This window comes from Cupriavidus sp. 05N38, assembly GCF_056397345.1.
Genome location: NZ_JBFTNF010000046.1, coordinates 34,089 through 56,831, shown reverse-complemented (window position 1 = coordinate 56,831; position 22,743 = coordinate 34,089). Strand labels below are relative to the sequence as shown.

24 protein-coding genes and 3 pseudogenes are annotated in these 22,743 nt (G+C 63.4%); 14 read left to right on the top strand and 13 right to left on the bottom strand.

All coding sequences use genetic code 11. The features are described 5' to 3' along the window. The 3 genes and pseudogenes from AC1DK4_RS27855 to AC1DK4_RS27845 form a co-directional block, all read left to right on the top strand. A partial coding sequence (locus AC1DK4_RS27855) for an HTD2 family dehydratase (protein ID WP_477131909.1) occupies positions 1–708 on the top strand: 708 nt, incomplete at its 5' end. 22 nt (positions 709–730) lie between these two features. After that, entirely contained in the window at positions 731–1,891 is a 1,161-nt protein-coding gene (locus AC1DK4_RS27850; protein WP_477131908.1) for an acyl-CoA dehydrogenase family protein, read from the top strand. Between the two features lie 38 nt (positions 1,892–1,929). After that, positions 1,930–2,109: pseudogene (locus AC1DK4_RS27845) on the top strand (CoA transferase); the annotation flags it as partial. A 98-nt stretch (positions 2,110–2,207) separates the two neighbouring features. On the opposite strand, the gene AC1DK4_RS27840 reads toward AC1DK4_RS27845, so the two are convergent. Genes AC1DK4_RS27840 through AC1DK4_RS27820 form a run of 5 tightly spaced genes read right to left on the bottom strand, consistent with a single transcriptional unit; the run spans position 2,208 to position 7,290 of the window. Beyond that, entirely contained in the window at positions 2,208–3,188 is a 981-nt protein-coding gene (locus tag AC1DK4_RS27840) for a Bug family tripartite tricarboxylate transporter substrate binding protein (RefSeq protein ID WP_477131907.1), read from the bottom strand. Continuing rightward, positions 3,173–4,180, bottom strand: coding sequence for a tripartite tricarboxylate transporter substrate binding protein (locus AC1DK4_RS27835; protein WP_441619943.1), 1,008 nt, complete (start codon positions 4,178–4,180; stop codon positions 3,173–3,175). Before AC1DK4_RS27835 ends, AC1DK4_RS27840 begins: the two co-directional genes overlap by 16 nt. 59 nt (positions 4,181–4,239) lie before the next feature. Next, the gene (locus AC1DK4_RS27830) at positions 4,240–5,307 is read right to left on the bottom strand and encodes a hydroxyacid dehydrogenase (protein ID WP_441619945.1); all 1,068 of its coding nucleotides are present in this window, start codon (positions 5,305–5,307) and stop codon (positions 4,240–4,242) included. Continuing rightward, entirely contained in the window at positions 5,304–5,981 is a 678-nt protein-coding gene (locus AC1DK4_RS27825; RefSeq protein WP_441619947.1) for an RraA family protein, read from the bottom strand. Before AC1DK4_RS27825 ends, AC1DK4_RS27830 begins: the two co-directional genes overlap by 4 nt. Positions 5,982–6,021: 40 nt before the next feature. Next, entirely contained in the window at positions 6,022–7,290 is a 1,269-nt protein-coding gene (locus AC1DK4_RS27820) for an alpha-hydroxy acid oxidase (protein ID WP_441619949.1), read from the bottom strand. Positions 7,291–7,412: 122 nt separating this feature from the next. Between AC1DK4_RS27820 and AC1DK4_RS27815 the strand changes: the two genes are divergently transcribed. The 3 genes from AC1DK4_RS27815 (at position 7,413) to AC1DK4_RS27805 (ending at position 9,304) form a co-directional block, all read left to right on the top strand. Further along, positions 7,413–8,315, top strand: coding sequence for a LysR family transcriptional regulator (locus tag AC1DK4_RS27815; protein ID WP_441619951.1), 903 nt, complete (start codon positions 7,413–7,415; stop codon positions 8,313–8,315). Positions 8,316–8,449: 134 nt separating this feature from the next. Beyond that, on the top strand, positions 8,450–8,572 hold the full coding sequence (locus tag AC1DK4_RS27810; protein ID WP_441619953.1) for a hypothetical protein: 123 nt from the start codon (positions 8,450–8,452) through the stop codon (positions 8,570–8,572). 396 nt (positions 8,573–8,968) lie between these two features. Further along, the gene (locus AC1DK4_RS27805; RefSeq protein ID WP_441619955.1) at positions 8,969–9,304 is read left to right on the top strand and encodes a hypothetical protein; all 336 of its coding nucleotides are present in this window, start codon (positions 8,969–8,971) and stop codon (positions 9,302–9,304) included. 118 nt (positions 9,305–9,422) lie between these two features. Here AC1DK4_RS27805 and AC1DK4_RS27800 read toward each other — a convergent pair whose 3' ends face one another. From AC1DK4_RS27800 to AC1DK4_RS27790, 3 genes and pseudogenes are all read right to left on the bottom strand, one after another. Beyond that, positions 9,423–9,758, bottom strand: coding sequence for a type II toxin-antitoxin system RelE/ParE family toxin (locus AC1DK4_RS27800; protein ID WP_441619957.1), 336 nt, complete (start codon positions 9,756–9,758; stop codon positions 9,423–9,425). Then, entirely contained in the window at positions 9,758–10,042 is a 285-nt protein-coding gene (locus AC1DK4_RS27795) for a type II toxin-antitoxin system Phd/YefM family antitoxin (protein WP_029049528.1), read from the bottom strand. Before AC1DK4_RS27795 ends, AC1DK4_RS27800 begins: the two co-directional genes overlap by 1 nt. 903 nt (positions 10,043–10,945) lie before the next feature. After that, positions 10,946–11,128: pseudogene (locus tag AC1DK4_RS27790) on the bottom strand (LysR family transcriptional regulator); the annotation flags it as partial. Between the two features lie 66 nt (positions 11,129–11,194). On the opposite strand from AC1DK4_RS27790, the gene AC1DK4_RS27785 reads away from it, so the two are divergent. Continuing rightward, entirely contained in the window at positions 11,195–11,317 is a 123-nt protein-coding gene (locus AC1DK4_RS27785) for a hypothetical protein (protein WP_441619959.1), read from the top strand. A 241-nt stretch (positions 11,318–11,558) separates the two neighbouring features. Here AC1DK4_RS27785 and AC1DK4_RS27780 read toward each other — a convergent pair. Then, a pseudogene (locus AC1DK4_RS27780) lies at positions 11,559–11,807 on the bottom strand (transposase); the annotation flags it as partial. 179 nt (positions 11,808–11,986) lie between these two features. On the opposite strand from AC1DK4_RS27780, the gene AC1DK4_RS27775 reads away from it, so the two are divergent. Then, on the top strand, positions 11,987–12,418 hold the full coding sequence (locus tag AC1DK4_RS27775; protein ID WP_441619961.1) for a hypothetical protein: 432 nt from the start codon (positions 11,987–11,989) through the stop codon (positions 12,416–12,418). A gap of 167 nt (positions 12,419–12,585) precedes the next feature. Here AC1DK4_RS27775 and AC1DK4_RS27770 read toward each other — a convergent pair whose 3' ends face one another. After that, a complete protein-coding gene (locus tag AC1DK4_RS27770) occupies positions 12,586–13,485 on the bottom strand; it encodes a LysR family transcriptional regulator (protein ID WP_441619962.1) in 900 nt (299 codons plus the stop codon). 106 nt (positions 13,486–13,591) lie between these two features. Between AC1DK4_RS27770 and AC1DK4_RS27765 the strand changes: the two genes are divergently transcribed. The 5 genes from AC1DK4_RS27765 to AC1DK4_RS27745 all read left to right on the top strand — a co-directional run bounded on the left by AC1DK4_RS27765 (position 13,592) and on the right by AC1DK4_RS27745 (position 18,605). Next, positions 13,592–14,764 (top strand): TauD/TfdA family dioxygenase, encoded by a 1,173-nt coding sequence (locus tag AC1DK4_RS27765; protein ID WP_441619964.1) that lies wholly within the window; start codon positions 13,592–13,594, stop codon positions 14,762–14,764. Beyond that, positions 14,761–15,648: an isocitrate lyase/PEP mutase family protein gene (locus tag AC1DK4_RS27760; RefSeq protein WP_441619966.1), complete on the top strand. Its 888-nt coding sequence runs from the start codon at positions 14,761–14,763 to the stop codon at positions 15,646–15,648. Before AC1DK4_RS27765 ends, AC1DK4_RS27760 begins: the two co-directional genes overlap by 4 nt. Positions 15,649–15,709: 61 nt before the next feature. After that, positions 15,710–16,678, top strand: a complete 969-nt coding sequence (locus AC1DK4_RS27755) for a Bug family tripartite tricarboxylate transporter substrate binding protein (RefSeq protein WP_441619968.1) — start codon at positions 15,710–15,712, stop codon at positions 16,676–16,678. Positions 16,679–16,688: 10 nt separating this feature from the next. Continuing rightward, entirely contained in the window at positions 16,689–17,591 is a 903-nt protein-coding gene (locus AC1DK4_RS27750) for an amidohydrolase family protein (protein WP_441619970.1), read from the top strand. A 60-nt stretch (positions 17,592–17,651) separates the two neighbouring features. Then, a complete protein-coding gene (locus AC1DK4_RS27745; RefSeq protein WP_441619971.1) occupies positions 17,652–18,605 on the top strand; it encodes a tripartite tricarboxylate transporter substrate binding protein in 954 nt (317 codons plus the stop codon). 275 nt (positions 18,606–18,880) lie between these two features. Here the strand turns inward: AC1DK4_RS27745 and AC1DK4_RS27740 are convergent, their stop codons facing one another. From AC1DK4_RS27740 to AC1DK4_RS27730, 3 genes are read right to left on the bottom strand one after another with little or no spacing between them, the layout of a single operon-like run. Continuing rightward, the gene (locus AC1DK4_RS27740; protein ID WP_441619973.1) at positions 18,881–19,468 is read right to left on the bottom strand and encodes an FAD-dependent monooxygenase; all 588 of its coding nucleotides are present in this window, start codon (positions 19,466–19,468) and stop codon (positions 18,881–18,883) included. Continuing rightward, the gene (locus tag AC1DK4_RS27735; protein ID WP_441619974.1) at positions 19,419–19,970 is read right to left on the bottom strand and encodes a Rossmann-fold NAD(P)-binding domain-containing protein; all 552 of its coding nucleotides are present in this window, start codon (positions 19,968–19,970) and stop codon (positions 19,419–19,421) included. Before AC1DK4_RS27735 ends, AC1DK4_RS27740 begins: the two co-directional genes overlap by 50 nt. 2 nt (positions 19,971–19,972) lie before the next feature. Further along, complete coding sequence (locus AC1DK4_RS27730) at positions 19,973–21,118, bottom strand: AraC family transcriptional regulator (protein WP_441619976.1); 1,146 nt, start codon at positions 21,116–21,118, stop codon at positions 19,973–19,975. Positions 21,119–21,454: 336 nt separating this feature from the next. Between AC1DK4_RS27730 and AC1DK4_RS27725 the strand changes: the two genes are divergently transcribed. Then, complete coding sequence (locus AC1DK4_RS27725) at positions 21,455–22,729, top strand: Zn-dependent hydrolase (protein ID WP_441619978.1); 1,275 nt, start codon at positions 21,455–21,457, stop codon at positions 22,727–22,729. Positions 22,730–22,743: the final 14 nt, after the last annotated feature.

Genomic DNA, 22,743 nt, shown 5'->3' with positions numbered 1-22,743 from the left:
CTCTGGCATTGGCTGTACTTCTTGCCGTTGCACAGGCAGTCGGAGCTGGGCGTTGACGGCCATGCCAAGCGAGGCGGCTTCCTGCCGCCGGTGCCGCTGCCGCGACGCATGTGGGCTGGCGGGCGGTTGCGGTTTCATCAGCCCCTGCGCGTAGGTGAGACGGTATCGAAGAAGTCCACCATTCTGGACGTGAATGCCAAAACAGGGCGGACGGGGTCGCTGGCCTTCGTTACCGTGGAGCACCAGTATTCCGGGGCGCAGGGTCTTGCGGTGACCGAAGAGCATGACATCGTCTACAGGGAAGAAGCCTCGCCAAATGCGACGGGTCCGGAGCCGGTTGCTGCGCGTACCGACGAAGACTGGTCTCGCGAAGTGGTGCCAGACCCAGTGCTGCTGTTCCGATTCTCCGCCCTGACCTTCAACGGTCACAGAATTCACTATGACCACCCGTATGTGACTGCTGTCGAGCACTATCCTGACCTCATTGTGCACGGCCCGTTGTTAGCCGTGCTGCTCCTTGACCTGGTGCGCAGGAACTTGCCTGACGCCACGGTCAGCAGTTTCTCCTTCAAGGGAGTTCGCCCCACCTTCGTGCCCCAGCGTTTTTACGTCTGCGGGAAGCGAAGCGTGGACGGGAAGTCTGTTGAACTGTGGATTCGCCAGGATGGCGGTGCCCTTGCGATGACTGCTACTGCCGAACTTGGCTAAACGAACTTACAGGGAGACTGTCGTGCTGAACAAAGTCGATGAACATCAAGAAATCCGCGAAGCTATCCGCGATTTGTGTGGTCAGTTCTCTTCGGAGTACTTCCGCAAGATTGACGAAGTCCGGGGTTATCCGGAAGAGTTCGTCAATGCACTGACGACCGCCGGCTGGCTAGCTGCTCTGATTCCCGAGGAGTACGGCGGGTCGGGTCTCGGCCTGACGCAAGCGTCGGTCATCATGGAAGAAATCAACCGCGCCGGGGGCAACTCCGGCGCGTGCCACGGGCAGATGTACAACATGGGTACGCTCCTGCGCCATGGCTCGGCAGCGCAAAAGAAGGAATACCTTCCGAAGATTGCGAGCGGAGCATTGCGCCTGCAATCGATGGCCGTTACGGAGCCGACGACCGGCACCGATACGACAAAAATCAAGACTACAGCGGTGCGTAAAGGCGACAAGTATGTCGTGAACGGGCAGAAGGTCTGGATTTCGCGTGTCCAGCACTCCGACCTCATGATTCTGCTGGCGCGGACCACCCCGTTGGCGGAATGCAAGAAGAAGTCAGAAGGGATGTCCATCTTCCTCGTGGACCTGCGCGAAGCCATTGGGAACGGCATGACGGTCCAGCCCATTATCAACATGGTCAACCATGAGACCAATGAGCTCTTCTTCGACAATCTGGAGATTCCGGCGGAGAACCTCATCGGCGAAGAGGGCAAGGGGTTCAAGTACATCCTGGATGGTCTGAACGCCGAACGTACGCTGATTGCAGCTGAGTGCATCGGTGACGGCTACTGGTTCATCGACAAGGTGACCAAGTACGTCAACGAGCGCGTGGTGTTCGGTCGCCCCATCGGCCAGAATCAAGGCGTCCAGTTCCCCATCGCCAAGGCATTCGTCAATGTGGAGGCGGCAAGTCTCATGCGCTTCAAGGCTGCCAGGCTGTTCGACGAGCATCAGCCCTGCGGCGCGGAAGCTAACATGGCCAAGCTGCTGGCAGCCGATGCATCCTGGGAAGCCRCCAACGCCTGCTTGCAGTACCACGGTGGCTTCGGCTTCGCCGCGGAATACGATGTAGAGCGCAAGTTCCGCGAGACGCGTCTTTATCAAGTTGCGCCGATTTCGACAAACCTTATCTTGTCGTATGTCGGCGAACACATTCTTGGCATGCCAAGGTCGTTCTGACAAACGAAGGGGGCTCGGATGCCGAGTCCTCCTGCTAACTTGCGGCTCGCGAATGCAATGACGGCGAAGGCCAGGTGGTGGAGGTCGCGCTGTACGAGTTGGTGTTCAACATGATGGAGAGCCTCGTGCCGGAGTTCCCGGCATTTGGTGCAGTTCGCCAGCCAGCAGGCAGCAGTCGTCCCGGAATTGCACCGGGCAACGCGTACCGATGTCAGGATGTCCGACGCCGAGCGCCAACTCTCGGTTGGCTGGCTCGCCGGCGAGGGACGCGGCGTCAACGCCGGCGTCCCAAGCCATTCCCATTGTCGAGTCTTCTCTAGTCCGCCTTTGCCCCGGAGATGCGAACTTGTTCTGCAGCGATAGGCATCTGCTTCTTGACGAAGGTCCAGTACGCATCGACACCCATCGGCTCGACTGGCAATGAGCCTTGCTCCGAGAACTGCTTTTGAAGCTCAGGGTCTCGCAATGCTTGGTTCAGCGCAGCGTTTAGCTTCTCCAGCGCCGGCCTTGGCGTGTTCGCTGGCGCCACCAACCCGTACCAGGAATCGGTATAGAACGCCTTCACACCGGCTTCGTCGAAGGTTGGCACGTCGGGAAGCGCTGGCAGTCGCTGGTGCGCGGCAACAGCAAGCGGACGAACCTTGCCAGAGCGGATGAAGGGAAGCGCTCCCGTCGTGATGAYGAARTCGACKCGGCCGGCCATCAGGTCGGTCATTGCAGGGGCGGTGCCTTTGAASGGGATGTGTGCYAYGTCGACGTTGGCCAGCTTCCTGAACACCGCGCCCGCGAGATGCTGGCTTGAGCCGACACCGCCTGAGCCGAAGTTCAGCTGACCAGGCTGAGCGCGCGCCTTTTTAATCAGTTCCTGGACAGAGCGATAGGGAGAGTCTTTGGGAACGAGCATCACGCCCGGTGAGGTCGTAATCAGGCCAATCGGCGCAAAGTCCTTGATCGGGTCGTGGTTCAGCCGGCTGTAAAGCGCGGAATTCAGGCCGTGCGAGGCGACCGTGGCAAGCATGATGGTGCTGCCATCCGGTTTCGCGCGAGAGGCGACATCCGTGCCGATGTTGCCGCCCGCCCCCGCACGGTTGTCGATGACGATGGACTGCCCCAGCGCCTTGGACATTTGCGCAGACACCAGACGGGCAACGGCGTCCGAGGGGCCACCCGCAGGCCATCCGACGACCATGGTAATCGGGCCGGGCGGCAACGCCRTCTGCGCCAACAAGAGAGTGGACCAGGCGAGTGTCGCGGAGCCAGCCGCTGTCCGGAGAAGCCGACTTACATTTCCTGCCATGGCATCTCCTTCCACAGTTGACGGAAGCCCGCCTCACCTCGCTCGAGTTCAGCGCCATACGCGGCAGGACCAAGGTAGCGCAGCGGTGCAAACATGGCATCGGCTTGCTGCTTGAACTGCGGGTCCGCGGCAACCTTCGCCATGGCGGCGACAAGCTTCTTCCTTACCGGTTCCGGCAGGCCCTTGGGCGCGGCGAGCCCGCGCAAGGATGCCAGCTCGATGTTGTAGCCCTGCTCGCGGAAGGTTGACACATTGGGCGCAAGTACCGCGCGTGCAGCTCCCATCTGTCCCAGGAACTTAAGTGGCGTGCCACCCTTCTGGTACGCCAATGCCTCGCCCACATTGATGGCGCCAATCGTAATCTGTTGACCAGTCAGGGCGCCACGGACTTCGCCGGCGCCCTTGTAGCCCACGTGCGTCATCTTTACGCCGGAAGCCTTTTCAAACAACAGCATGGCGAGATGGTCGTCTGAGCCCACGCCCGTGGTGCCTACAGTGACCGCGCCCGGGTTCGCCTTGGCGTACTTCACGAGCGTGGCCAAAGAATCGATGTTGCTGGACTGGCTGACGGTGAATGCGCCCGGGTCGTCCACCAGGTTGCCGATGAGGTCGTAGCTCTTCCAGGTGAACGTTGTCTTGCGCTCAATCGGAATAGTCAGCAGGTTCGGCGTGTTGATGAAGCCGATGGTGTAGCCGTCCGGTGCGGCGCGTGCCAGTTCGGCAAAGCCAATGGCGCCACCCGCGCCTGGCTTGTTCTGGACCACAATGGTTGCGCCTAGCTCCTTCTCGAGATGTCGTGCAAGCAAGCGGGCAACCAGGTCGGTGCCGCCGCCAGGAGCGTACGCGACAATCATCTCGATTGGGCGATTCGGCCATGGTGCGGCTTCGGCCCTGGCTGCGACTGGCGCCAGAGCGCCAACCATGCCGGCGAGCGAGCACGCAGCCAGGAGGACGGATAGACGCCGACGACGGGAGTCGGGAGTGGGATGCATGGGTTTGGTCTCCTCGCCGGCCCTCATGAAGCCGGCGTATTGTTGTGGCTATTGCTTAGTCAGTTGGCGGCAGCGAGCAAGGCGGCCTCTATCCGTTGCCTCGCTCTGGGCCAGACTTCGGGATTCACAAGGCGCTCGGGCTTCTCGCCTGTTGCGAGCAGCTCCACGATTTGCGTGGCGGCCAACGTCGCGTTCCTGCGACGAGCGTCATGCGTTACTCCGGCCGTGTGGAAGGTGGCAACGACGTTCTCAAGGGTCAGGAGCGGATGGCCTGGCGGTGGCGGTTCCTGGTCCCAGACGTCCAGACCGGCTCCGGCAAGATGGCCGCACGACAACGCGGCATATAGGGCCTGTTCGTCGTGGATGCCGCCACGCGCCGTACTGACGAATATGCTTCCACGGCGCATTGTCGCGAAGGTGTCGGCATTCATCATCCCCAGGGTGCTGGCGTCCCGGGGACAGTGCAGTGAAACAATGTCAGCGGTGCGCAGCAACTCGCCGAAGGAGACAAACTCGGCGCCTCGCCTGGCCATCTCCGCACTATCGAGAAGGGGGTCATAGCCAATCACGCGCATGCCGAAAGCACGGCCAAGTGCTGCAGCACGACTTCCTGCATGTCCGACCCCGACCAGACCCAGCGTGCGCCCGCGTAGTTCGTGGCCCATCAGGTCTTCGCGGCTTCCTGTGCCATGCGCTTTCATGCGGCGGTCGGATTCGGCGATGCGTCGCATGACGGACAACATCAATCCCATTGCCATTTCAGCCACAGAATCGGCGTTTCCGCCGGCCTGGTTCATCACGGCAACGCCCGCCGCCGTGCAGGCATCGATGTCAATCGTGTCGCAGCCGGACCCGCTTGATGACACCGCGATGAGATTCGGGCAACGCGCAAGCAGTTCCGCGGTAACGAACCAGCGTCGGGGCAGTTCGTCCTTGGCGGCCGTAATCTGGTACACGTGTGCCTGAGACAGGCGTGCCCAAGCCTCGTCGTCGGCGCCTTCGCGTTGGCATGTGTGCAGACTGACGCCTGGGTGTTCGCCCACAATCCGGTTAAAGGCGGGGTCGAGCCAGTAGTCAAAGCGCACTACCTGACGCTGCCCTTGAATTGTTGTGATGGACTGGCTCACAGTACCCCCTTGTCAACCAGCGAGCGGTCCACCCAGGCGCGGTCCGCGCGGCCCTGTGCAATCGATTCAAGAATGCGGGCTTCGGTTCGCTGTACCTCTTCCACGTGGACCGCTATCGCTTCGGCTTCTTCGGCGGGAACCACCAGCAGTCCATCMCCATCGCCAATAATCAGGTCGCCAGGYCGGACCACCATGCCGTCGATGGAGACCGGTACGTGGAGYTCACCCGGACCATCCTTATAGGGRCCACGGTGCGAGACACCGCGCGCGTAGACAGGCAGTGGCTCCTTGCCAATCGTGTCACTGTCGCGAATCAAGCCATCGATGACAAAGCCGGCGGCTCCGCGCGAGATTGCGAGCGCAAGCATGATCTCGCCGATGATGGCATTGGGTCCCACGCCACCCGCATCTACTACGATAACGTCACCAGGGCCAGAGAGGTCAATCGCCTTGTGGACCATGAGGTTGTCGCCCGGACGCGTGCGAACGGTAAGCGCTCGTCCGACCAGGTTGCCATCGCGGCGGTGAAACGGGCGCAGCTGACTGGTTCCGGTCGTGCGGCTCATCGCGTCGCTGACATTGGCGACGGGGAAATTCCGGTACCGTTCCATCAGCGAGGAACTGACAAGGTGTGCGGGACGCGGGTGGATGCGAAAACCATGCGGCGAAGTCATTGTTCTGTCTCCTGTGTCGGCCGTGAAGGGCCTGTTGGAATCAATTGGAAGTTGCAACTCGGTTAAGAAGGGGGCGCTGGATGCAATGCGCATCAACATCTGTCACGCGAGTGATGCCCAGCATGGCCAGGTCGCGAGAAATCTCGGCTCGCATCAGGTCGATGCCATGTGCAACGCCATGGCGGGAACCGACCGTCGCCGCATAGGCGAACGGTCGTCCAATGAAAACGCAGCGGGCACCCAGGGCGAGTGCCTTGATGACATCGGTGCCGCGACGCACGCCACTGTCGAGCATCACAGGCAGTTGCGGGACAGCCTCGACGATTTCAGGCAGGGCTCGCATTGAAGCGATGGCGCCATCAAGCTGTCTGCCACCGTGGTTGGACACGATGATGCCGTCGACGCCGTGCTGATGAGCGAGGCGCGCATCTTCTGCGGTCAGGATGCCCTTGACGACTAGCTGCCCCCGCCAGCGGCGACGGATGGTCGCCAGGTGGTCCCAGGTGAAATGGGCGCGGTCCGAGAAATCCCGCAGCACGTCGCGCGAGACGATGGGTGCACCGCGGTGGGCGTAGGCGTTCTCGAAGTGCGGCACGCCGTGGCGCAGCAGGGTTCGGGCGAAGGTGCCGAGCAGCCAGCGCGGATGGGTGATTCCTTGCCAGGCAAGGGCTGCACTAGGCCGTAGCGGCGTGGAAAAGCCCGCGCGTGCGTTGTTTTCGCGGTTGCCCGCCACGGGCGTATCCACTGTGATGACGAGGGTCTCGACCCGGGCCGCTTCAACCCGCGCAAGCAGGCCTTCGATGTGGCGCATGTCACCGGGCAAGTAGGCCTGGAACCAGGTCCCTGGAGCGGCTTCCATGACCTCTTCGAGCCGAATCAGGGACGAACCGCTCATGATGGCCGGCACGGACGCCTGGCAAGCTGCCTGGGCCATGATGACGTCCCCGCGGTACGCGAACAGCGCGGAGATGCCCATGGGTGCGAGACCGAATGGCGCGGCATATCGCTGGCCGAACAAGGTTAAGCTCAGGTCCCGCGTAGAGACGCCGACCAGCACGCGTGGTCGCAGTGCGATTTCCTCGAACGACCGTCGGTTCTGACCCAGGGAGATGTTGTCCTCGACCGCGCCGCTTACGTAGGCGTACAGCGGCTTGGGCAGCCGCTTGCGAGCCAGCGGCTCGAAGTCCTTCAGCGACAACACCTGCTGCTTCAGCCAGGCGATGTCGTGGTCACTTGCTTCAACCGTATCCTTGCCACCGGGTTGAAGTGCAGTAGTCTGTGCGGCCTCGTCGAGGGGAGCGGCTGACATGGGAGCGATTCCTATAGGTTGGAGCAAATCTAACAACCTGCACGCAACGATAAAAGCGAAAAATAACGAAGATATAATTTCGCTTTTTGGAAAATATCGACCATCGGTCGTTGGGACTTGCCATGACGCTTAAGCAACTCGAAGCTTTCTACTGGGCGGCAACCTGCGTGAACTTCACGGTGGCGGCGGAGCGCGTCCACCTGTCGGTCTCGTCTCTCTCAAAACGGATTGCCGAGCTGGAGGCGTCATTGGGCGTAGCGCTGTTCGACCGCAGCGGGCGAAGCGCCGAGCTGACCGTCCAGGGCGAGCAGATGCTGCCGCAGATTCGCGCGATGCTGCACGCCGCCGCAGAGTTGCGGCAATCGGCGGGGCAGCGTCAGGGCTTGATTGGACGATGCCGTATCGGCTTGGGCGAGTTGAGCGGACTTACCTGGTTGCCCAAGCTCGTGCGTGAAGTGTCGTCACGCCACCCGGGCCTATTGCTGGAGCCCCATCTCGATATCGGGCAGGTCCTTGAGCAGCGCCTCCATGACGGGGAGCTGGATATCGGCGTTCTCGCCGGGCCGTCCACCCGCAGCAGCTTGGCAGCCGAGAGGATTGGTCAGGTGGACTTTGCGTGGGTCGCTAGCCAGTCGTTCCTCCAGATGGCCGGCACTGACGAACCGCGGGTGCTCATGGGAGCGCAGACGTTGCTGACGCTCCCCGTTGGTGCCGGGGGGACGAGAGTGCTCGACCAATGGCTGGCGCGCCGTGGGCTCATGGTCGGGCGGCGCCTGATGTGCAATAGCTGGGGCGCTGTCGTTGGAATGCTGGTTGAAGGGCTCGGTTTCGGATTCGTTCCGAGGTTGTGGGCTGACGCACTTGTCGAACGGGGAGCACTCCGAATCTTGCCGGATAGCGACGCTCTGGAGCCGCTTCACTATGCAGTGCAGTGGCGCCGTGATGACACCCGGCCGTTGATTCTGGCGATGCGCGAGATTGTCCGTGGCGTAATCGATTTCCAAGCTCCACGTTGTTTCGTCTAGGCACAGTGCTTGCCACATCTGAGCACGGTAATTCCCGGTGGTGAAAAGGGTTCTGAAGAGACTCTCTTCATGACCAGCGCCACTTCGAGTAGGAACTGGGGCCGGCGGACCTGAGCGGCGTCACGGTTCTCGCCATGCACGAGTTTGCCATTCAGAATGGACGCCGCTACGCCACGGTCATTGGCGAGCGGTCGAGCAAGCGGGTGCTGTGGGTGGAGCATGGGCGTTCGCGCGAGGACATCCGCCCAATTCTTTGATCGGCGCGGCCCTGACGGATGTGCCCGGCTACGTGCAGCGGTCATGAATATGAATACAGCCTGCGAGCTCGAGACCGGATCAAGGTGGTCAAGCGCGTGGCCTACGGCTTCCAGGATGACCACTACTTCTTTCTCACGATGCAGGCGGCCTTCCCTGGTATTCGGTGATGAACACCCTGCTGGTGCGGCAGGCTCGGACCGCGAGCACACTTCCGTGACCTCGCAGAAACGGGTACGCATTTCCCAGGCCGAAGCCTCTCGATCCTTTAGCGCCAAAGCCGAATTTACCTCACCGCAGCATGGGCAACGCTTTGAGCTAGGAAAGAAGCGATCCGCCGTCACTAGCGTTGTCCCATACCACACGCTCTTGTTCGATCTGGCGACGAATCTCGCCGAATGCCACGTCGAGAAAGGCGCGGTTCAGGTCAGCTTTTTGACGGTCATTTCTTCCCGGTGAAAGTCGGCGAATACGCCATCACCGTTGGAGACGGCATTGTGATGGTAAAGCGCAAGGGCAGCAGCTGTCGGTTGACGGTAGCCAAAGTGCTTGGCACGGTGAACGCCGACGGCGTGGAAGTGCTATGCCTGGATCGACTGGTGCATAACCACTACGAGTCCGAGATGGATGGCTGGCATGTGGGCGGCGCCGTGGCGACGCTTCTGTCGCGCCCAATCGGCCCCGTCCTGTTGAAAGCCCCACTAAATTCGTCGTTTTTCGACCGGCCCAACTAGGGTGATTGGCCTTTGCCTTGGCTAGTTGAAAAAGAGAGCCTCACCGTTCTGTAGCGGTGAGCCTTCGACTCAGGGAAAATAATCCATACCAACCGATCGCGACGCCGATCGTCTCTTCTCACACATGCAGGATGATCTTTTGCAGCAGGGCAGTTAGATCCCGACGCTGATCTATGATCAAGTGCACATAAATGGTGTCGTCCCTGACTTCATAGATAATTCGATTCTTTCCGCAATGCACTTCGCGGAACCTGTTCGCGGTTAGCCCACTGAGTTCATCGACAATGTGACCGAATTCCGGAAACTCCCGGATGCGAGTTATGGACGCCTGGATCTGAGCATATGAGTCTTCCCAGACGGTCATTCCAAATGCGTCCACAACGTAGCGGCGCACCCGCCTCAGTTCGGCTTTACCGCTGTCGAGAAGCTTCGCCCGCAGCAATTTGGAGGCCATCAGCGCCGCTTCTCTTGTCGGTCCAGTTCGTCCAGTTCTGCGAACACATCATCGATGTCGGAAAACTTTTCCTGCTCGATCTGCTTTTGCCCAAGGGCCAGGATCTTCAGCAGGGCCAATGTCTGCCGGTCGGATTCGTAGCTGCGTACGTCTTGGACAACAAGCTTGGCTTCGCCGTTTTGGGTGATGATTAACGGTTCACCGGATTCAGCGAGGTCCTTGACGATCTGTGCGGCTTCACTCTTGAGATAGCTGATCGGCTTGACGTGATCGGCGATTCGCATCGCACGGCTCCTGTGGATGGCATGGGTAGACCGAATATAGTCCATTAACAGTCTTCCGTCAACTTCGCCCGCCCCCCTGTACCCTGCCGCGCAACCGAGGGCGACCATGATCTCGGAAGGCGACTGCGCGCTCAGTACATTCCGCAGGAAGTTGTCCGGACACTGCTGTAACGCCTACCGCTGGGGGAGCGGCGATATAGACGGCGACCCGCCGTGTCCGAGCCACATGAGTCATTGAGCCTACGTTCCAATGTTGGATTGGCCTGCAAGCGACCGCTCACCGGCGCTTCGTTCCAGTACAGGCTCGTTATCGACAAAGCGACCGATCTTTCGTAATGGAACGTGACGGGTCTTCCGGGCTTGTCTATCCGGTTCGGCCACCAGCCGAGAAGGCATGCCGATCAACGTCCAACTGGTGTCTGGTCGGCAGGCTGAGTCGACGATTCGTCACCTCGCCTCGCTACTCGAAAGCGTTAGCGATTTCCGCGTCTCAACTGCGCGGTGAAAATATGYCGCCCGCTCACTCCCAATTAGCGGCAGATTTCGCGTTGGTTTCTCGCGGGCGCGCCGCGACCGGCTGGAAATGTGCCGCTTAAGCACTTCGATGGCTACTGGCGCGTCGTGACGCGCGCGAGCAGCAGTCCTCCACGCCTGGTAATTTGTTCGGCCGAGATTTCGCCGCCGCTGTGAACGAGGGCATCGAAGCGAACAAGGCGATAGCCCGTGCCGGGAATATCACGCCGTAGTGAAGTTATTGGGGATGAGCAGACGTCACGCGTACCTGGTGCGCGGGAGTCTCGCTCTGCGCTGACGACTGGCGTCATAAGACCGGTTTCAGCCATTCCGCGCGGTGTTTGTCAGCCGCCGGTCCAGAATATCGCATCACTATCGTTGTTGCGCCTGTCATGCCGTCCCGCGCAGCAAGCGCCCGGCAAATCGGGGCTGCCGCAACTTCTCCAGCCACCACTGCAGTGCGCGTCCTTCTCGATCACTGCGCCACGCGACATACGACACGGTCGGCTCGCGCGGATCGGTCGTCATCTTCTCCACAAGTTCGCCACTTTCCAGCAAAGACGCAACGCGGTGGAGGTGTTGGAGGATTATCGTCCCCAACCCGACCCTATCCGTGTGCTTTATCCCAGCAAGCGACACATGTCCCCACGCATCCGGGCCTTCATCGATCTGTTGGTGGAGCGCTGGGACGCTGGCGTACCGTGGGAATCGCTGCTGGATAAGCGAGCAGACCTGTCGCAAACCGGAGATTTCGCGCGCTGATGAGCATGTTTCTGCGCCGCCGCCGTGCAAACACGGCAGACAACGCCAAGCGAATGATTGCGCCTGTCCAATGGCGCGCATTTAAGTGATTTTAACGTAACTTGGATGGCACGGCGCGATGTTGAGGGGGAAATACTAGAACCAGTTGCGCCCTCACTTTTCAGGCCCGTGACCGCTCACCAGATGTGCGGGAAGCCCCGGAGTTTAGTCCGGTGTCGAGAGCACGGACGCCGCAGGCGTCCTAGTAGGGCGCTTGCTGTTCCTCAATGTATTGCCGAAGGATATCTATCGGCGCACCGCCGCACGATGACGCGATATAGGAAGGCGACCACAACACGCCCCGCCGCTTCAGCCACAGATGAAAGTCTCCAAACTGCTGTCGGAGCATACGTGATGACACGCCCTTCAGCGACGCGACGAGATTCGACAGCGCCACCTTCGGCGGGTAGCCGCCGCCCCCTATGCCGATCAAGACCTTGATTTGATCATCGGAAGCTCGGCGGACGAATGGCCGAGGCCGGGAACCGCCGGTCGCCGCGGTTTGCCGATGTCTAGCCTCCGTCATCCAAGCCCGAAATGGCGTCCTATGGTAAGGTTGGCCGGGTGAGTTCATGGACTTCAACTGGTGACGCATGGACCGCATCTATGTGATGCTGGGAGTGATGCAGCGTGAGTGATGCGAAGCAGGAAACGCGGCGGACGCTGCGGACCGAGAGAGTTGCAATCAGCAGGGCTTTGCGCCTGAGCGTGCCGCCAGAGGCCAGGCCTGCACCGGTCAACCGGAAAGACTGGCTGCGGCAGAGGAAAGAGCAATTGCAGGCTGCCCGTGCCGCTGCCAAGCAAAGGCGCGATCTGCTAAGAGCCGAAATCATGTCGGCCGTGCAGGATGTTGTCCGGGAGGAACGCGCTGCTGCGCGGCTAGAAGCCGAACGCCTGAAGGCGGAAGCCAAGGCCGCGCGGACCTACGCGCGCGAGGGCGCTCGCGCCGCCGCCAAGTTTGAGCGCGGCCAACCAACCCGCCCGGCGCCCAAACGAAAGACGCTTTCCAATGAGAAACGCAAGCTGGTCTCATACACCGATCTGTTGCGGATGCTTGGGTGACCTGGCGGAAGTTCGACGGGGCGGACTACCGATCGATTTCATGGAAAGCGGCGTCGATCTCGTGATCCGACTCGACGCCTTGTCAGAAAAGCGGCTGAACGCGCGGTAGACCTGTCGAAATGGCGGGGACCCTAAGCGGACATTCATGAGACGGGTCCCGGCGCGCCTCAGTGCCGCCCGGCCACCTGCTGGCGCTGGTAGGCACCCAGCGTCAGCCGCATCGCATCGCGCACCGCCTCCACCGAGCGGTTATCGTCATCGCCCTTGCGCGTCACCATCGACAAGGTCAGCACCGGCGCCGCGCGGCCCAGCCGTACCAGGCGCACGGGGTAGTTCTGCACCAGCGTGGGATCGGGGCCCTGCAGGATCGACACCCCCAGCCCCCCGCTGACCATTGCCACGATGGCCGGCGCACTGTCGAATTCCAGGGTGCCGCGGATCTCGGACACGTGCGCATGCACGAATTGCGCCGCCATCGCGCCCGAGACGGTATTGCGGTCATAGCGGATCCAGTCGTACAGGCGGAACAGGGACGCCACGTTGGTCTCGGTCGCGCCGGGCGGTGCAATCATCACCAGCTCGCGCCGCAACATTGGCGTCCAGCGCAGCCGGGCCGAGCCGCCCGATGGCGGTTGCGCCACCAGTGCTGCATCGATATCCCCGGCCTTGACCGAGGCCGTGAGCGTGCTGCTGCGCCCGCGCACCAGGCGCAGTTCGAGCCGGGGATGGCGCTCCCGGACATAGCGCACGATGCCGGGCAGCACGATCGGCTGCAGCGATTCGATGACCCCCAGCCGCACCACGCCTTCCACCACGAGCCCGCCGCCGGCCCGCAACGCCTCAAGGCCTTGCAGCGCCTGGCGCAGGGTGTCGGCCACCTCGTGGGCAAGCTGGTTCGGCCGCGCCTGCAGCCCGGAGCGATCGAACAGCGGCTTGCCCAGATACAGCTCGAGCTGCTTCATCTGCATGCTGACGGCGCTTGGCGTGACGTTGGCCTGGCGGGCTGCGCCCGCAAAGGTGCCAGTCTGCAGCACCGCCTCAAGGGTATGGAAGGTCTCAATCTTCATCAAAAACTCTTACGAAGAAACTCAAATATGTTCGCTTTTCTAATGATAGGCGACATCGATAGACTGGCTTCCAACGTCACGCACACAAACGGAGGAGACCCCAGACATGTCAGCCATCGCCACATCCCAACGCCCTCTGCCCTGGACCGCCCGCCAGGCCCGCGAAGACCGTAGCTGGATCCTGCGCATGACCGAGGCCGAGATCCAGGGCATGCGCGACGCGCTCGACCATGCCAGGGCGCTGGGCAAGCCGCTGCTGGACATGGAACAGGCCGACTTCCCGCTGAACGAGGCCGCGCGCGGCGTGCTCGAGCGGGCCATCGACATCACGCAGGGCGGCTGGGGCATGTGCCTGGTCAAGGGTTTCCCCGTCGACGAGTGGAACGAGGAAGAAGCGCGCCTGGCCTATTGGGGCATGAGCCTCTACATGGGCGTGGGCCGCACGCAGAACCGCGCCAGCCAGTTCATGAACGACGTGCGCAATGAGGGCGGCGAGTACAAGGTCAAGGGCGGTCGCGGCTATAACACCAATGCCGGGCTCGACTTCCACCAGGACTCCTGCGATGTGGTGGGCCTGCTGTGCCGCCGCACGGCCAGGTCCGGCGGCACCAGCAAGGTGATCAGCTCGATTGCACTGTATGAGGCAGTGCAGCGGCGCCGCCCCGACCTGATCCCGGTGCTCAAGGGCCCGTTCTTCCACAGCTACCAGAGCACACAGGATCCGTCGCAGCCACCGTACTACCGCTGCGCGATCTTCGGCAGCCATCCTGAATTCTTCTCGGCGCGCACCAACCGCAAGAACACCGTCGCTGCCCAGCGCGACTTCCCGGAACTGCCGCGCCTGACGCCGGCACAGGTCGAGGCGCTGGACCTGCTCGACGAACTGATGCCCAGCGACGAGCTCTGCTTCACCATGGAGCTGGAACAAGGCGACATGCAGCTGCTGAACAACTACGTCACGCTGCATTCGCGCACGCCGTTCGAAGACCATGACGAGCCGGACCGCAAGCGTCACCTGTTCCGCCTGTGGCTGGCCGTGCCGGGCTCGCAACCGCTGCCCGAGGACTGGAAGGAGTACTACGGCGACGTGCGTGCCGGATCGGTGCGCGGCGGCGTGCGTGGCAGCGCCATCACGCAGGCCTTCCTGGATTACGAGAAACGTCAGGCGGCCGCGCTCGGCATGCTGTTCGAAACCTGGCGTCCGCAACTGATTCAGGAAGACATGGCACGCATCCTGGCCGGGCAGGGTGCCAGCGCATCCGAGGCAGCTGCCGCATGAACGCCGCCGCCAAGCCTGTGCCTTCGCTGAAGGAGCGCCTGCGCCGGCGCGAGCCGGTGCTGGCGCCGGGGGTCTACGATGCGCTCAGCGCACTGCTGGCCGAGCAGGCCGGTTTCGAGGCGCTGTATCTGTCGGGTGGCGCCGTCGCCTACACCCTCCTGGGCCGTTCCGACGTCGGCCTGACCACCGCCACCGAGACCGCAGACGTGCTGGCGCGCATCACCGATCGCGTGTCGCTGCCGGTGATCGTGGACGGTGACACCGGCTACGGCAACGCGCTCAATACGCAACGCACCGTGCGCGCCTTCGAACGCGCCGGCGCCGCGATGATCCAACTGGAAGACCAGGGTTTTCCCAAGCGCTGCGGCCATCTGGCCGGCAAGTCGCTGGTGCCGGTGCGTGAAATGTGCGGCAAGCTGCGGGCCGCGCTGGACGCGCGCCATGATGAAGGCACGCTGATCCTCGCGCGCACCGACGCGGTCGCCGTAGAAGGCCTGGACGCCGCCATCGAACGCGCCGAGGCCTACCTCGCCTGCGGCGTGGATGCGCTCTTCATCGAAGCCGTGGTGTCGGCCGGCGATATGGACAGCGTCTGCGGCCGCTTCGCCGCGCGCGTGCCGATGCTGGCCAATATGGTCGAGGGCGGCAAGACGCCGATCCAGAGCGCGTCGGAGCTGGGCGAGCGCGGGTACCGCATCGTCATATACCCGGGCGGCACCGTGCGCTTCGCCTCGCACCAGTTGCAGCGCTACTTCGCCGGGCTCAGGGCCGACGGCAGCACGCGCGCCTTCATGGAGGAAATGAACGACTTCGACGCACTGAACCGGCTGATCGGCACGCCTCAACTACTCGATGCCGGCCGCCGCTATGCGGAGGACGACTGACCCATCCGGGCCGTCCCGCCGCACCCATTACCAGACCCAGAACGACATTGGGGGRGACAATATGACCAACCGCCTGCACGCTTTCCTTGGCGCCATGCTCTGTGCGGTCGCCGCCACCGCGGCCGCCGCCTACCCTGACAAGCCCATCAAGCTGGTCGTGCCGTTCCCGCCCGGCGGCAATATCGACGCCACTGCGCGCATCGTCGCCGCCGGCCTGTCCGAATCGCTCGGCCAGACCGTGGTGGTGGAGAACCGCGCCGGCGCCGCCGGCCTGGTCGGCGCGGAATCGGTGTCGCGCGCCGCGCCCGACGGCTACACCGCGCTGCTCGCGTCCACCGGTGCGCTGGCTCCGCTCAAGGCCTTGAATCCCGCCGCCACGCTGACACCCGAGCGCGACCTGGTTTCGGCAGGCCCGATTGCGCGCGCACCGCTGGTGCTGGTAGTCAGCCCCAAGGTGCCGGCCACCACGCTGGCCGGCTTCATCGCCTATGCGCGCTCGCGGCCTGGCAAGCTGACGCTGGCGACTGCCGGTGTTGGCACCGCCGCGCACCTGACCGGTGAATACTTCCAGAAGCAGAGCGGCACAAAACTGCTGCACGTGCCCTACAAGGGCAGCAGCCTCGCGGTGGCCGACCTGCTCGGCGGCCACGTCGACCTGACCTTCGACCAGCTCGCCTCCACCCTGACACAGATCCGCGCCGGCAAGCTCAAGGCGCTGGGCGTGACCACCGCGCAACGCTCTTCGCTGATGCCGGACCTGCCCACGCTGGCCGAAGCCGGCCTGCCCGGCTTCGAGGCCGCCACCACCACCGGACTGATGTTCCCCAAGGGCACGCCGCCGGAAGTGCTGGCACGGGTCAACGCGGCGCTGCAGAAGACGCTGGCGCGCGACAGTACGGCCAGGCAGTTCCGTGAGCTTGGCGCCGACGTGCAGGCTGGCCCGCCTGCGGACTTCGACAAGACGCTGCGGCAGGAGACTGCCAAATGGAGCCAGGTGATCGGCGACGCCCATATCACCGTGTCGAACTAGGAGGGGCTGTATGACCGAGACAATCGACACGCAGCCGCCGGTCTGCCTGCCACCGCGCGTGCAGGTATCGCGCCCTGCGCTGGTGCTGCCGCCCGGGTCAACCGACTGCCACTGCCACGTCTACGACGATCCGCGCATCTATCCGCTGGTGGCGCAGCGCTCGTACACGCCCGCGCCCGCCACGCTGAATCAATACCTCGCGATGTGCCGGCTGGTCGGCCTGACGCGCACGGTGCAGGTCAGCGCCAGCGTCTACGGCGCCGACAACCGGCTTACGCTGGACGTCATCCCGGCGATCGGCCAGCAGCGGGCGCGCGGCGTGGCCGGGCTCCATCCCGACATTACCCCGGCTGAGATCGAGGCCCTGCATGCCGGCGGCATGCGGGGCGTTCGCGTCTCCACGCATGTGAAAGGCTATGGCGGGACCCAGGCCATCGCCCATTTCGCCGAACGGATCCGCCCATTCGGCTGGCACGTGCAGGTGCATGTGCTGCATGCCGACGAGATCGCCGAACTGGAGCCGCAGCTGATGCGGCTGCCGGTGCCGCTGGTGTTCGATCACATGGGCTGCGTGCGTGGCGCGGAGGGCCCGGGCAACCGTGGTTTCCAGGCCATGCTGCGGCTGCTGCGCGAGCGCGACGACTGCTGGACCAAGATCTCGAGCTGGTATCGCCGCTCCGACGCCGGCCCGGGGCATGCCGACATGGCCCCGATCGTCGCCGCGCTGGTCGAGACCCGGCCTGACCGCCTGCTGTTCGGCACTAACTGGCCGCATCCGGCGCTCAATGCGCCGCAGCAGGTGCCCGACGACGGTGCGCTGATCGATGAATTCACCGGCTGGGTGCCGGACGCCAATGTCCGCCGCCGCATCCTGGTGGACAACCCGGCCCTGCTGTACGGATTTCCTGACTGAACCGCGCGCACAAGCGATCCCCCAATCGCAAGACGATAACGAGAGAAACGGAGACAAACCATGCAACGACGCGACTTCCTCGCCCTGCTGGCCGCCGGTGCGATGCTGCCCGCCAGCCTGCGCGCCGCGCCAGCAGTCACCAAACTGCTGGTCGGCGCGACGCCGGGCGGCGGCACCGACCTGGTGGCGCGCGCGCTGGCCGCCGAACTGGAACAACGCAGCAAGCATGCCTTCATCGTCGAGAACCGCGGTGGCGCGGCCGGCAATATCGCCGCCACGGCGGTAGCCAAGGCCGATCCGGACGGCAGCACGCTGCTACTCTGCTACACCAGCCATGCGATCAATCCGGCGCTGTTCGACAAGAAGCCATTCGATCCGCTCAAGGACTTCACGCCGATCTCGTTGATTGCCACCTCGCCGCTGCTGCTGGTGTCGCGGCCTGACCTGGAGGTGAAGAATGTGCGCGAGCTGATTGCGCTGGCCAAGTCCAGGCCCGGCAAGCTCAGCATTGCCGTGGCCGGCATTGGCAGCGCCAACCACCTGGCTGGCGAGATGCTCAAGCACGAGGCCGGCATCGATCTCGTCAGCGTGCCCTACAAGGGCGCGGCACCCGCCGTGGCTGACGTGGTGGCCAGCCAGGCGGACCTGCTGCTGGGCAATGTGGCCACGGTGCAGCCGCTGTTGCAGGCCGGCAAGGTCAAGGGGCTGGGGGTCAGCAGCCTGAAGCGGCTGCCCGCGTTCCCGCAGTTGGCTCCGATTGCCGACGTGGTGCCGAACTTCGAATATAGCTCGTGGTATGGCTTGCTTGGCCCTGCCGGCATGCCGGCGGACCTGGTGGCGCAACTCGAGAAATCGGTACGTGCCGCGGTGGCGTCGCCGGCGATGCGCAAGCGGCTGGCCGGCGAAGGCCTGACGCCGGTGGGCAACGACGCCGCCCAGTTCACGCAGTTCCTGCAAGGCGAGATCGCGCGCTGGGCCAAGGTGGTTGCCGTCACCGGCGCACACATGGGCTAAGCGCGGAAGGAAACGGGGCTGCGCCGGATCACGGCGCGGTCCCCCAAGGAAACGGGACGTGCGCGCCCATTCGGCCCCTCAGTCGCTCGCAGCGCCCCACCTGTCCCACCGTTCGGGCAGCGGTGCCTTCTTGCTGCGCCTGCGCTAGCGACTGGGGAGTAGGCATGCATCTGAGATATGCGTGACCTCGACGGGGTGATCGAATTCGTCGGCCACCATCGCGAGGACGACAGCAAGCTCGAGTCTGCGCGGGGAGGTGCGGCTGTACCCCTCTGTCAGACGCACTGCGCCGAGGGCAATTGACTGCGTAGCGCATCCATCCGCGCGTAGAATTCGTCCACCGGCCGCTGTGCGGTGCGCCGCATCGTCTCGTTGCGCGCCCCCAGGATGGCCGCGTCTTCCTGTGCCCCGGCCTCGCCGACTTTACGCGAGGTGTCCTGCACAAACTTGCATAGGGGATAGCGTGCCTCACCGAAGGCTCGCAGCGTGGCCTCCACGTCGACGTCGCGCGACAGCATCTCCGCCAGCAGCACCGCATCTTCGAGTGCCATCGCGCCGCCTTGTCCCATGAAGGGTGTTGAGGCGTGCGCAGCGTCACCGATCATGATTACACGGCCACGGTGCCAGGGCAGCGGGGCAGCGACCTCCTCCACGGCGGTGTAGAGCACTTCGGCGTCGGCAGAGAGCGCGTCCAGGAACTGGCGCGCCGGGCCGCCGAACTCCGCAAAACGGGCTTGCATCAGCGCCGGCCAATCGGTCCGCTCATACCATTGCCCGGCGGGCTCAGGCAGCGTGCCGAACAAGTACAGTTGGTCATCGCTGATCGGCATGATGCCGAGCCGCTTGCCGGTACCCATCATCATGATTTTTTCGAGGAGGTCCTTCGGTCGCCTGTGCACGCTGCGCCAGACGCCGAGTCCGGTATAGACCTTCCAGCGGGCCTGCGACCAGGCGGCGGATCTCCGAGCGAATGCCTTCCGCCCCGACCACAAGATCGTATTGGCCCGAGGTGCCATCGGAGAGTGCAACGGTGACGTGCTCTGCCGTTTTCTGGTCGATCCGGACAGCGGTGGTGCCCAAGCGGATATCGACGCGCAGCGCATCGAGTCGGCTAGCGAAGATGCGGTGCATTTCGGCCCGGCGAATACCGACGATCGGCGCAATGTCCGGATGACGGGACGGATAGAAAGTTTCGGTGATCGGTTGGCCGCGCTCGTCCAGGTAGATATTCCGGCCATCGGCAATGGCAAAGCCACTCGACACGATCTCCGGCAGTACCCCGAGGCTGCCGAGCGCCGCAAGTCCGTTGTGATAGATAAAGATGCCGGAACTTTGGAATCGCCATTCCTGCTGCTTCTCTAGCATCGTCACCCGCACACCAGCCTGTGCCAGTGCATCCGAGAAAGCATTCTCACGCGCGTTCCAACGCTGGATTGGCGTATCGCCCACCCAATATCGGCGCGACGCATCGGCGCCCTGACGCCTCCGCGCGGCCACACGCTGCAGATCCGGACGATCAGTGCCCGAATCCGGCGTTCCGGAGGTTGAGCACAGCATGGCCACCGCCCAATAATTCCCCTCAATCGCCCTCGCTGGCAAACAAGGAGGTGGCATTGCTGGGCATAGCCCGTCGCTTCGGCGACCTCGGCGATCCGTACATGCGGCTGGCGCAGCCGTTCGGCGGCCAGGTTCATGCGAAATGCACTCAGGTACTGCATCGGCGGCACGCCCAGCAGCGCACAAAAGCGCTCGGCGAACACCGTGCGCGACAGGTATGCCACGGCGGCGAGCTGGCCGATGCTCCAGTCCTGTTGCGGCGCCTCGTGCATGGCCGCAACCGCACGCGCAATGCCGGGGTCGTCGAGGACGTTCGGCGTGCCCTGGCGCGCGGCGGCGGGCGTGCGCAGATACTCGCCCAGGATATGCACGAGCAGCAGGTCGCCCATGCGTGCCGCGGACAATTGCCAGCCCGGACGCTGAGACAGCGAGTCCTGCACCAGCAGTTCCATCGTGTTTGCCAGCGTGTGCGCCAGCGGAAGCTCGTCGGCACGCAGCACGATCAGCGTTGGCAATTCCGCTGGGATAGCGCCCACGTCAAGCGTGGGCATCCACAGGTGAAGGGAGAACAGTTGCGTGGGTGGGACGTCCGCGGTGCCCGTGCCGTCTGCGCCATATGTCAGTTCGATCGGATGGCCGCCATGGCGGCCGATCATGTGCGCCTTCAGCAGATCGGCGAAGGGCATGACGCCATCACCGGGGTCCCGTTTCGATGACACCGTATGCGGCGTGCCGCGCGGCAGCATGACGATATCGCGCGGACCAATCTCGACAGGCGTGCCACTATCGGCGCAGATCCAGTACCCGTGCCCGGTACACATGCGGATCAGCGCGCCCTCGGTGCCGGCCGAGTACAACGCCCACGGTGCGTGGAGCCGGAAACTTGCCGTCACGGCGCGTTCGGCCTTGCATGCGGAAAGGATACGGCTCAGGACGTCATGCGGTCCGGGATTCATCGTCGGGAGAATGGGGCGCGAGGGATGTGGGATTCTAGCTCAGCGTATTCGATGACCGACTGCGGTCATTGGCGGTTGCCGACCCCTTTTGCGTCATTCGCCGTGCTTCCTACCGATGGCCGAAATGAGCGGCGAAGCGGCCAGAGACCTGCCGCTACGCGCCCTTGAGCCTTTCAGCAGAGCATCACTGCGATTTGCTTCCCAACTACGCAAGGTTGTTGCGTATGGGTCTGGCAAAGTGGGACGCTGTTGCGCAGCAACGCTCTAACATTGCAGACATTCCGGTGCGCCCAGTGGCCCGCTGGACAACGAATGTCATGGGATTGGAGACGTTGAATGTCTAACACCACCACACCGAAGCCGCGCCGCCTTCACCTTGATGGTGCCACATTGCTGCGCCAGCTAAAGGAACTCGGGGAAATTGGCGCCGACAGCGAGGCTGGTGGTCGGACTCGCATCGCACTTACCGACGACGAGAAGGCGGGACGGGACCTGGTTGCCCGCTGGATGCACGAACTGGCACTGGAGGTCGTCGTAGACCGTATCGGCAACGTGTTTGGTGTCCTTCGTTCGCCAACCGATGACGGCGCCCAGACTCCGCTGATGATGGGCTCGCACATCGACAGCGTGACGAATGCCGGCGCCCTGGATGGCTGCTACGGCGTGCTGGCGGGCCTGGCCGTGGCGCGGGCCTATCGGCAATCCGGCGTCGCACCGGCCCGCACCATCCTGATTGGTGCCTTCACCAATGAGGAAGGCATCCGCTATCAGCCGGACATGATGGGGTCGCTCGTCTACGCAGGCGGCCTTTCGGTCGACGAGGCATTGAACACCATTGGCACGGACGGCACGCGCCTCGGCGACGAGCTGGTGCGCATCGGCTATGCCGGCAACCTGGAGCCGGGTGCCATCGTCCCACACGAATACGTCGAGCTCCACATCGAGCAGGGCCCCATTCTGGAAGCGGAAGGTATCCAGATTGGCGTGGTCGAAAGCCTGCAAGGCATCTCATGGCAGCAGGTGACCATCCAGGGCAATGCCAACCACGCCGGCACGACGCCGACGCACCTAAGGCACGACGCCAGATTCGTGGCGGCATCCATGGTGACGTTCCTGCGCGAACTGGCGCGCGACTCTGGTGGCACAACACTGGCAACCGCGGGCTGCCTGAGCGTCCAACCGAACGTCATCAACGTTATCCCGCGCCGCGCCACGATCACAGTAGACCTCCGCGACGCGGACGAGGAGCGCTTGAAGCTGGCCGAGCAGCGCTTCGCCGAATTCCTCGAAAAGGTGGCCCAACAGGAGGGTGTAAAAGTCACCACCGAGCGGTTGGCACGCTTTGAACCTGTCGCCTTCGATGCCAGCCTCGTGGATTGCATCGAAGCTTCGGCAAACCGCTTTGGCTTGACTCACCGGCGCATGACTTCCGGCGCCGGCCACGACGCTCAGATGATCGCCCGCATCGCGCCTGCAGCGATGATTTTCGTGCCTAGCAAGGGTGGCATCAGCCATAACCCGCGCGAGCACACCGACGACGATCAGCTTGTTATGGGTGCTGAAGTACTGCTCGACGTCGTGCTCAATCGCCTCGGCCAAGCTCAGGCCTGAACTTCCATCCCATC

Bases quoted from the DNA above. Each gene is read 5' to 3' on its own strand.
- AC1DK4_RS27745 (WP_441619971.1), top strand. From the start codon at position 17,652: ATGCAACGACGCGACTTCCTCGCCCTGCTGGCCGCCGGTGCGATGCTG.
- AC1DK4_RS27810 (WP_441619953.1), top strand. From the start codon at position 8,450: ATGCACGAGTTTGCCATTCAGAATGGACGCCGCTACGCCACGGTCATT.
- AC1DK4_RS27765 (WP_441619964.1), top strand. From the start codon at position 13,592: ATGTCAGCCATCGCCACATCCCAACGCCCTCTGCCCTGGACCGCCCGC.
- AC1DK4_RS27760 (WP_441619966.1), top strand. From the start codon at position 14,761: ATGAACGCCGCCGCCAAGCCTGTGCCTTCGCTGAAGGAGCGCCTGCGC.
- AC1DK4_RS27770 (WP_441619962.1), bottom strand. From the start codon at position 13,485: ATGAAGATTGAGACCTTCCATACCCTTGAGGCGGTGCTGCAGACTGGC.
- AC1DK4_RS27785 (WP_441619959.1), top strand. From the start codon at position 11,195: ATGTCCCCACGCATCCGGGCCTTCATCGATCTGTTGGTGGAGCGCTGG.
- AC1DK4_RS27800 (WP_441619957.1), bottom strand. From the start codon at position 9,758: ATGGCCTCCAAATTGCTGCGGGCGAAGCTTCTCGACAGCGGTAAAGCC.
- AC1DK4_RS27820 (WP_441619949.1), bottom strand. From the start codon at position 7,290: ATGTCAGCCGCTCCCCTCGACGAGGCCGCACAGACTACTGCACTTCAA.
- AC1DK4_RS27755 (WP_441619968.1), top strand. From the start codon at position 15,710: ATGACCAACCGCCTGCACGCTTTCCTTGGCGCCATGCTCTGTGCGGTC.
- AC1DK4_RS27735 (WP_441619974.1), bottom strand. From the start codon at position 19,970: ATGCTAGAGAAGCAGCAGGAATGGCGATTCCAAAGTTCCGGCATCTTT.
- AC1DK4_RS27795 (WP_029049528.1), bottom strand. From the start codon at position 10,042: ATGCGAATCGCCGATCACGTCAAGCCGATCAGCTATCTCAAGAGTGAA.
- AC1DK4_RS27730 (WP_441619976.1), bottom strand. From the start codon at position 21,118: ATGAATCCCGGACCGCATGACGTCCTGAGCCGTATCCTTTCCGCATGC.
- AC1DK4_RS27725 (WP_441619978.1), top strand. From the start codon at position 21,455: ATGTCTAACACCACCACACCGAAGCCGCGCCGCCTTCACCTTGATGGT.
- AC1DK4_RS27740 (WP_441619973.1), bottom strand. From the start codon at position 19,468: ATGATGATGGGTACCGGCAAGCGGCTCGGCATCATGCCGATCAGCGAT.
- AC1DK4_RS27815 (WP_441619951.1), top strand. From the start codon at position 7,413: ATGACGCTTAAGCAACTCGAAGCTTTCTACTGGGCGGCAACCTGCGTG.
- AC1DK4_RS27805 (WP_441619955.1), top strand. From the start codon at position 8,969: ATGCCACGTCGAGAAAGGCGCGGTTCAGGTCAGCTTTTTGACGGTCAT.
- AC1DK4_RS27835 (WP_441619943.1), bottom strand. From the start codon at position 4,180: ATGCATCCCACTCCCGACTCCCGTCGTCGGCGTCTATCCGTCCTCCTG.
- AC1DK4_RS27750 (WP_441619970.1), top strand. From the start codon at position 16,689: ATGACCGAGACAATCGACACGCAGCCGCCGGTCTGCCTGCCACCGCGC.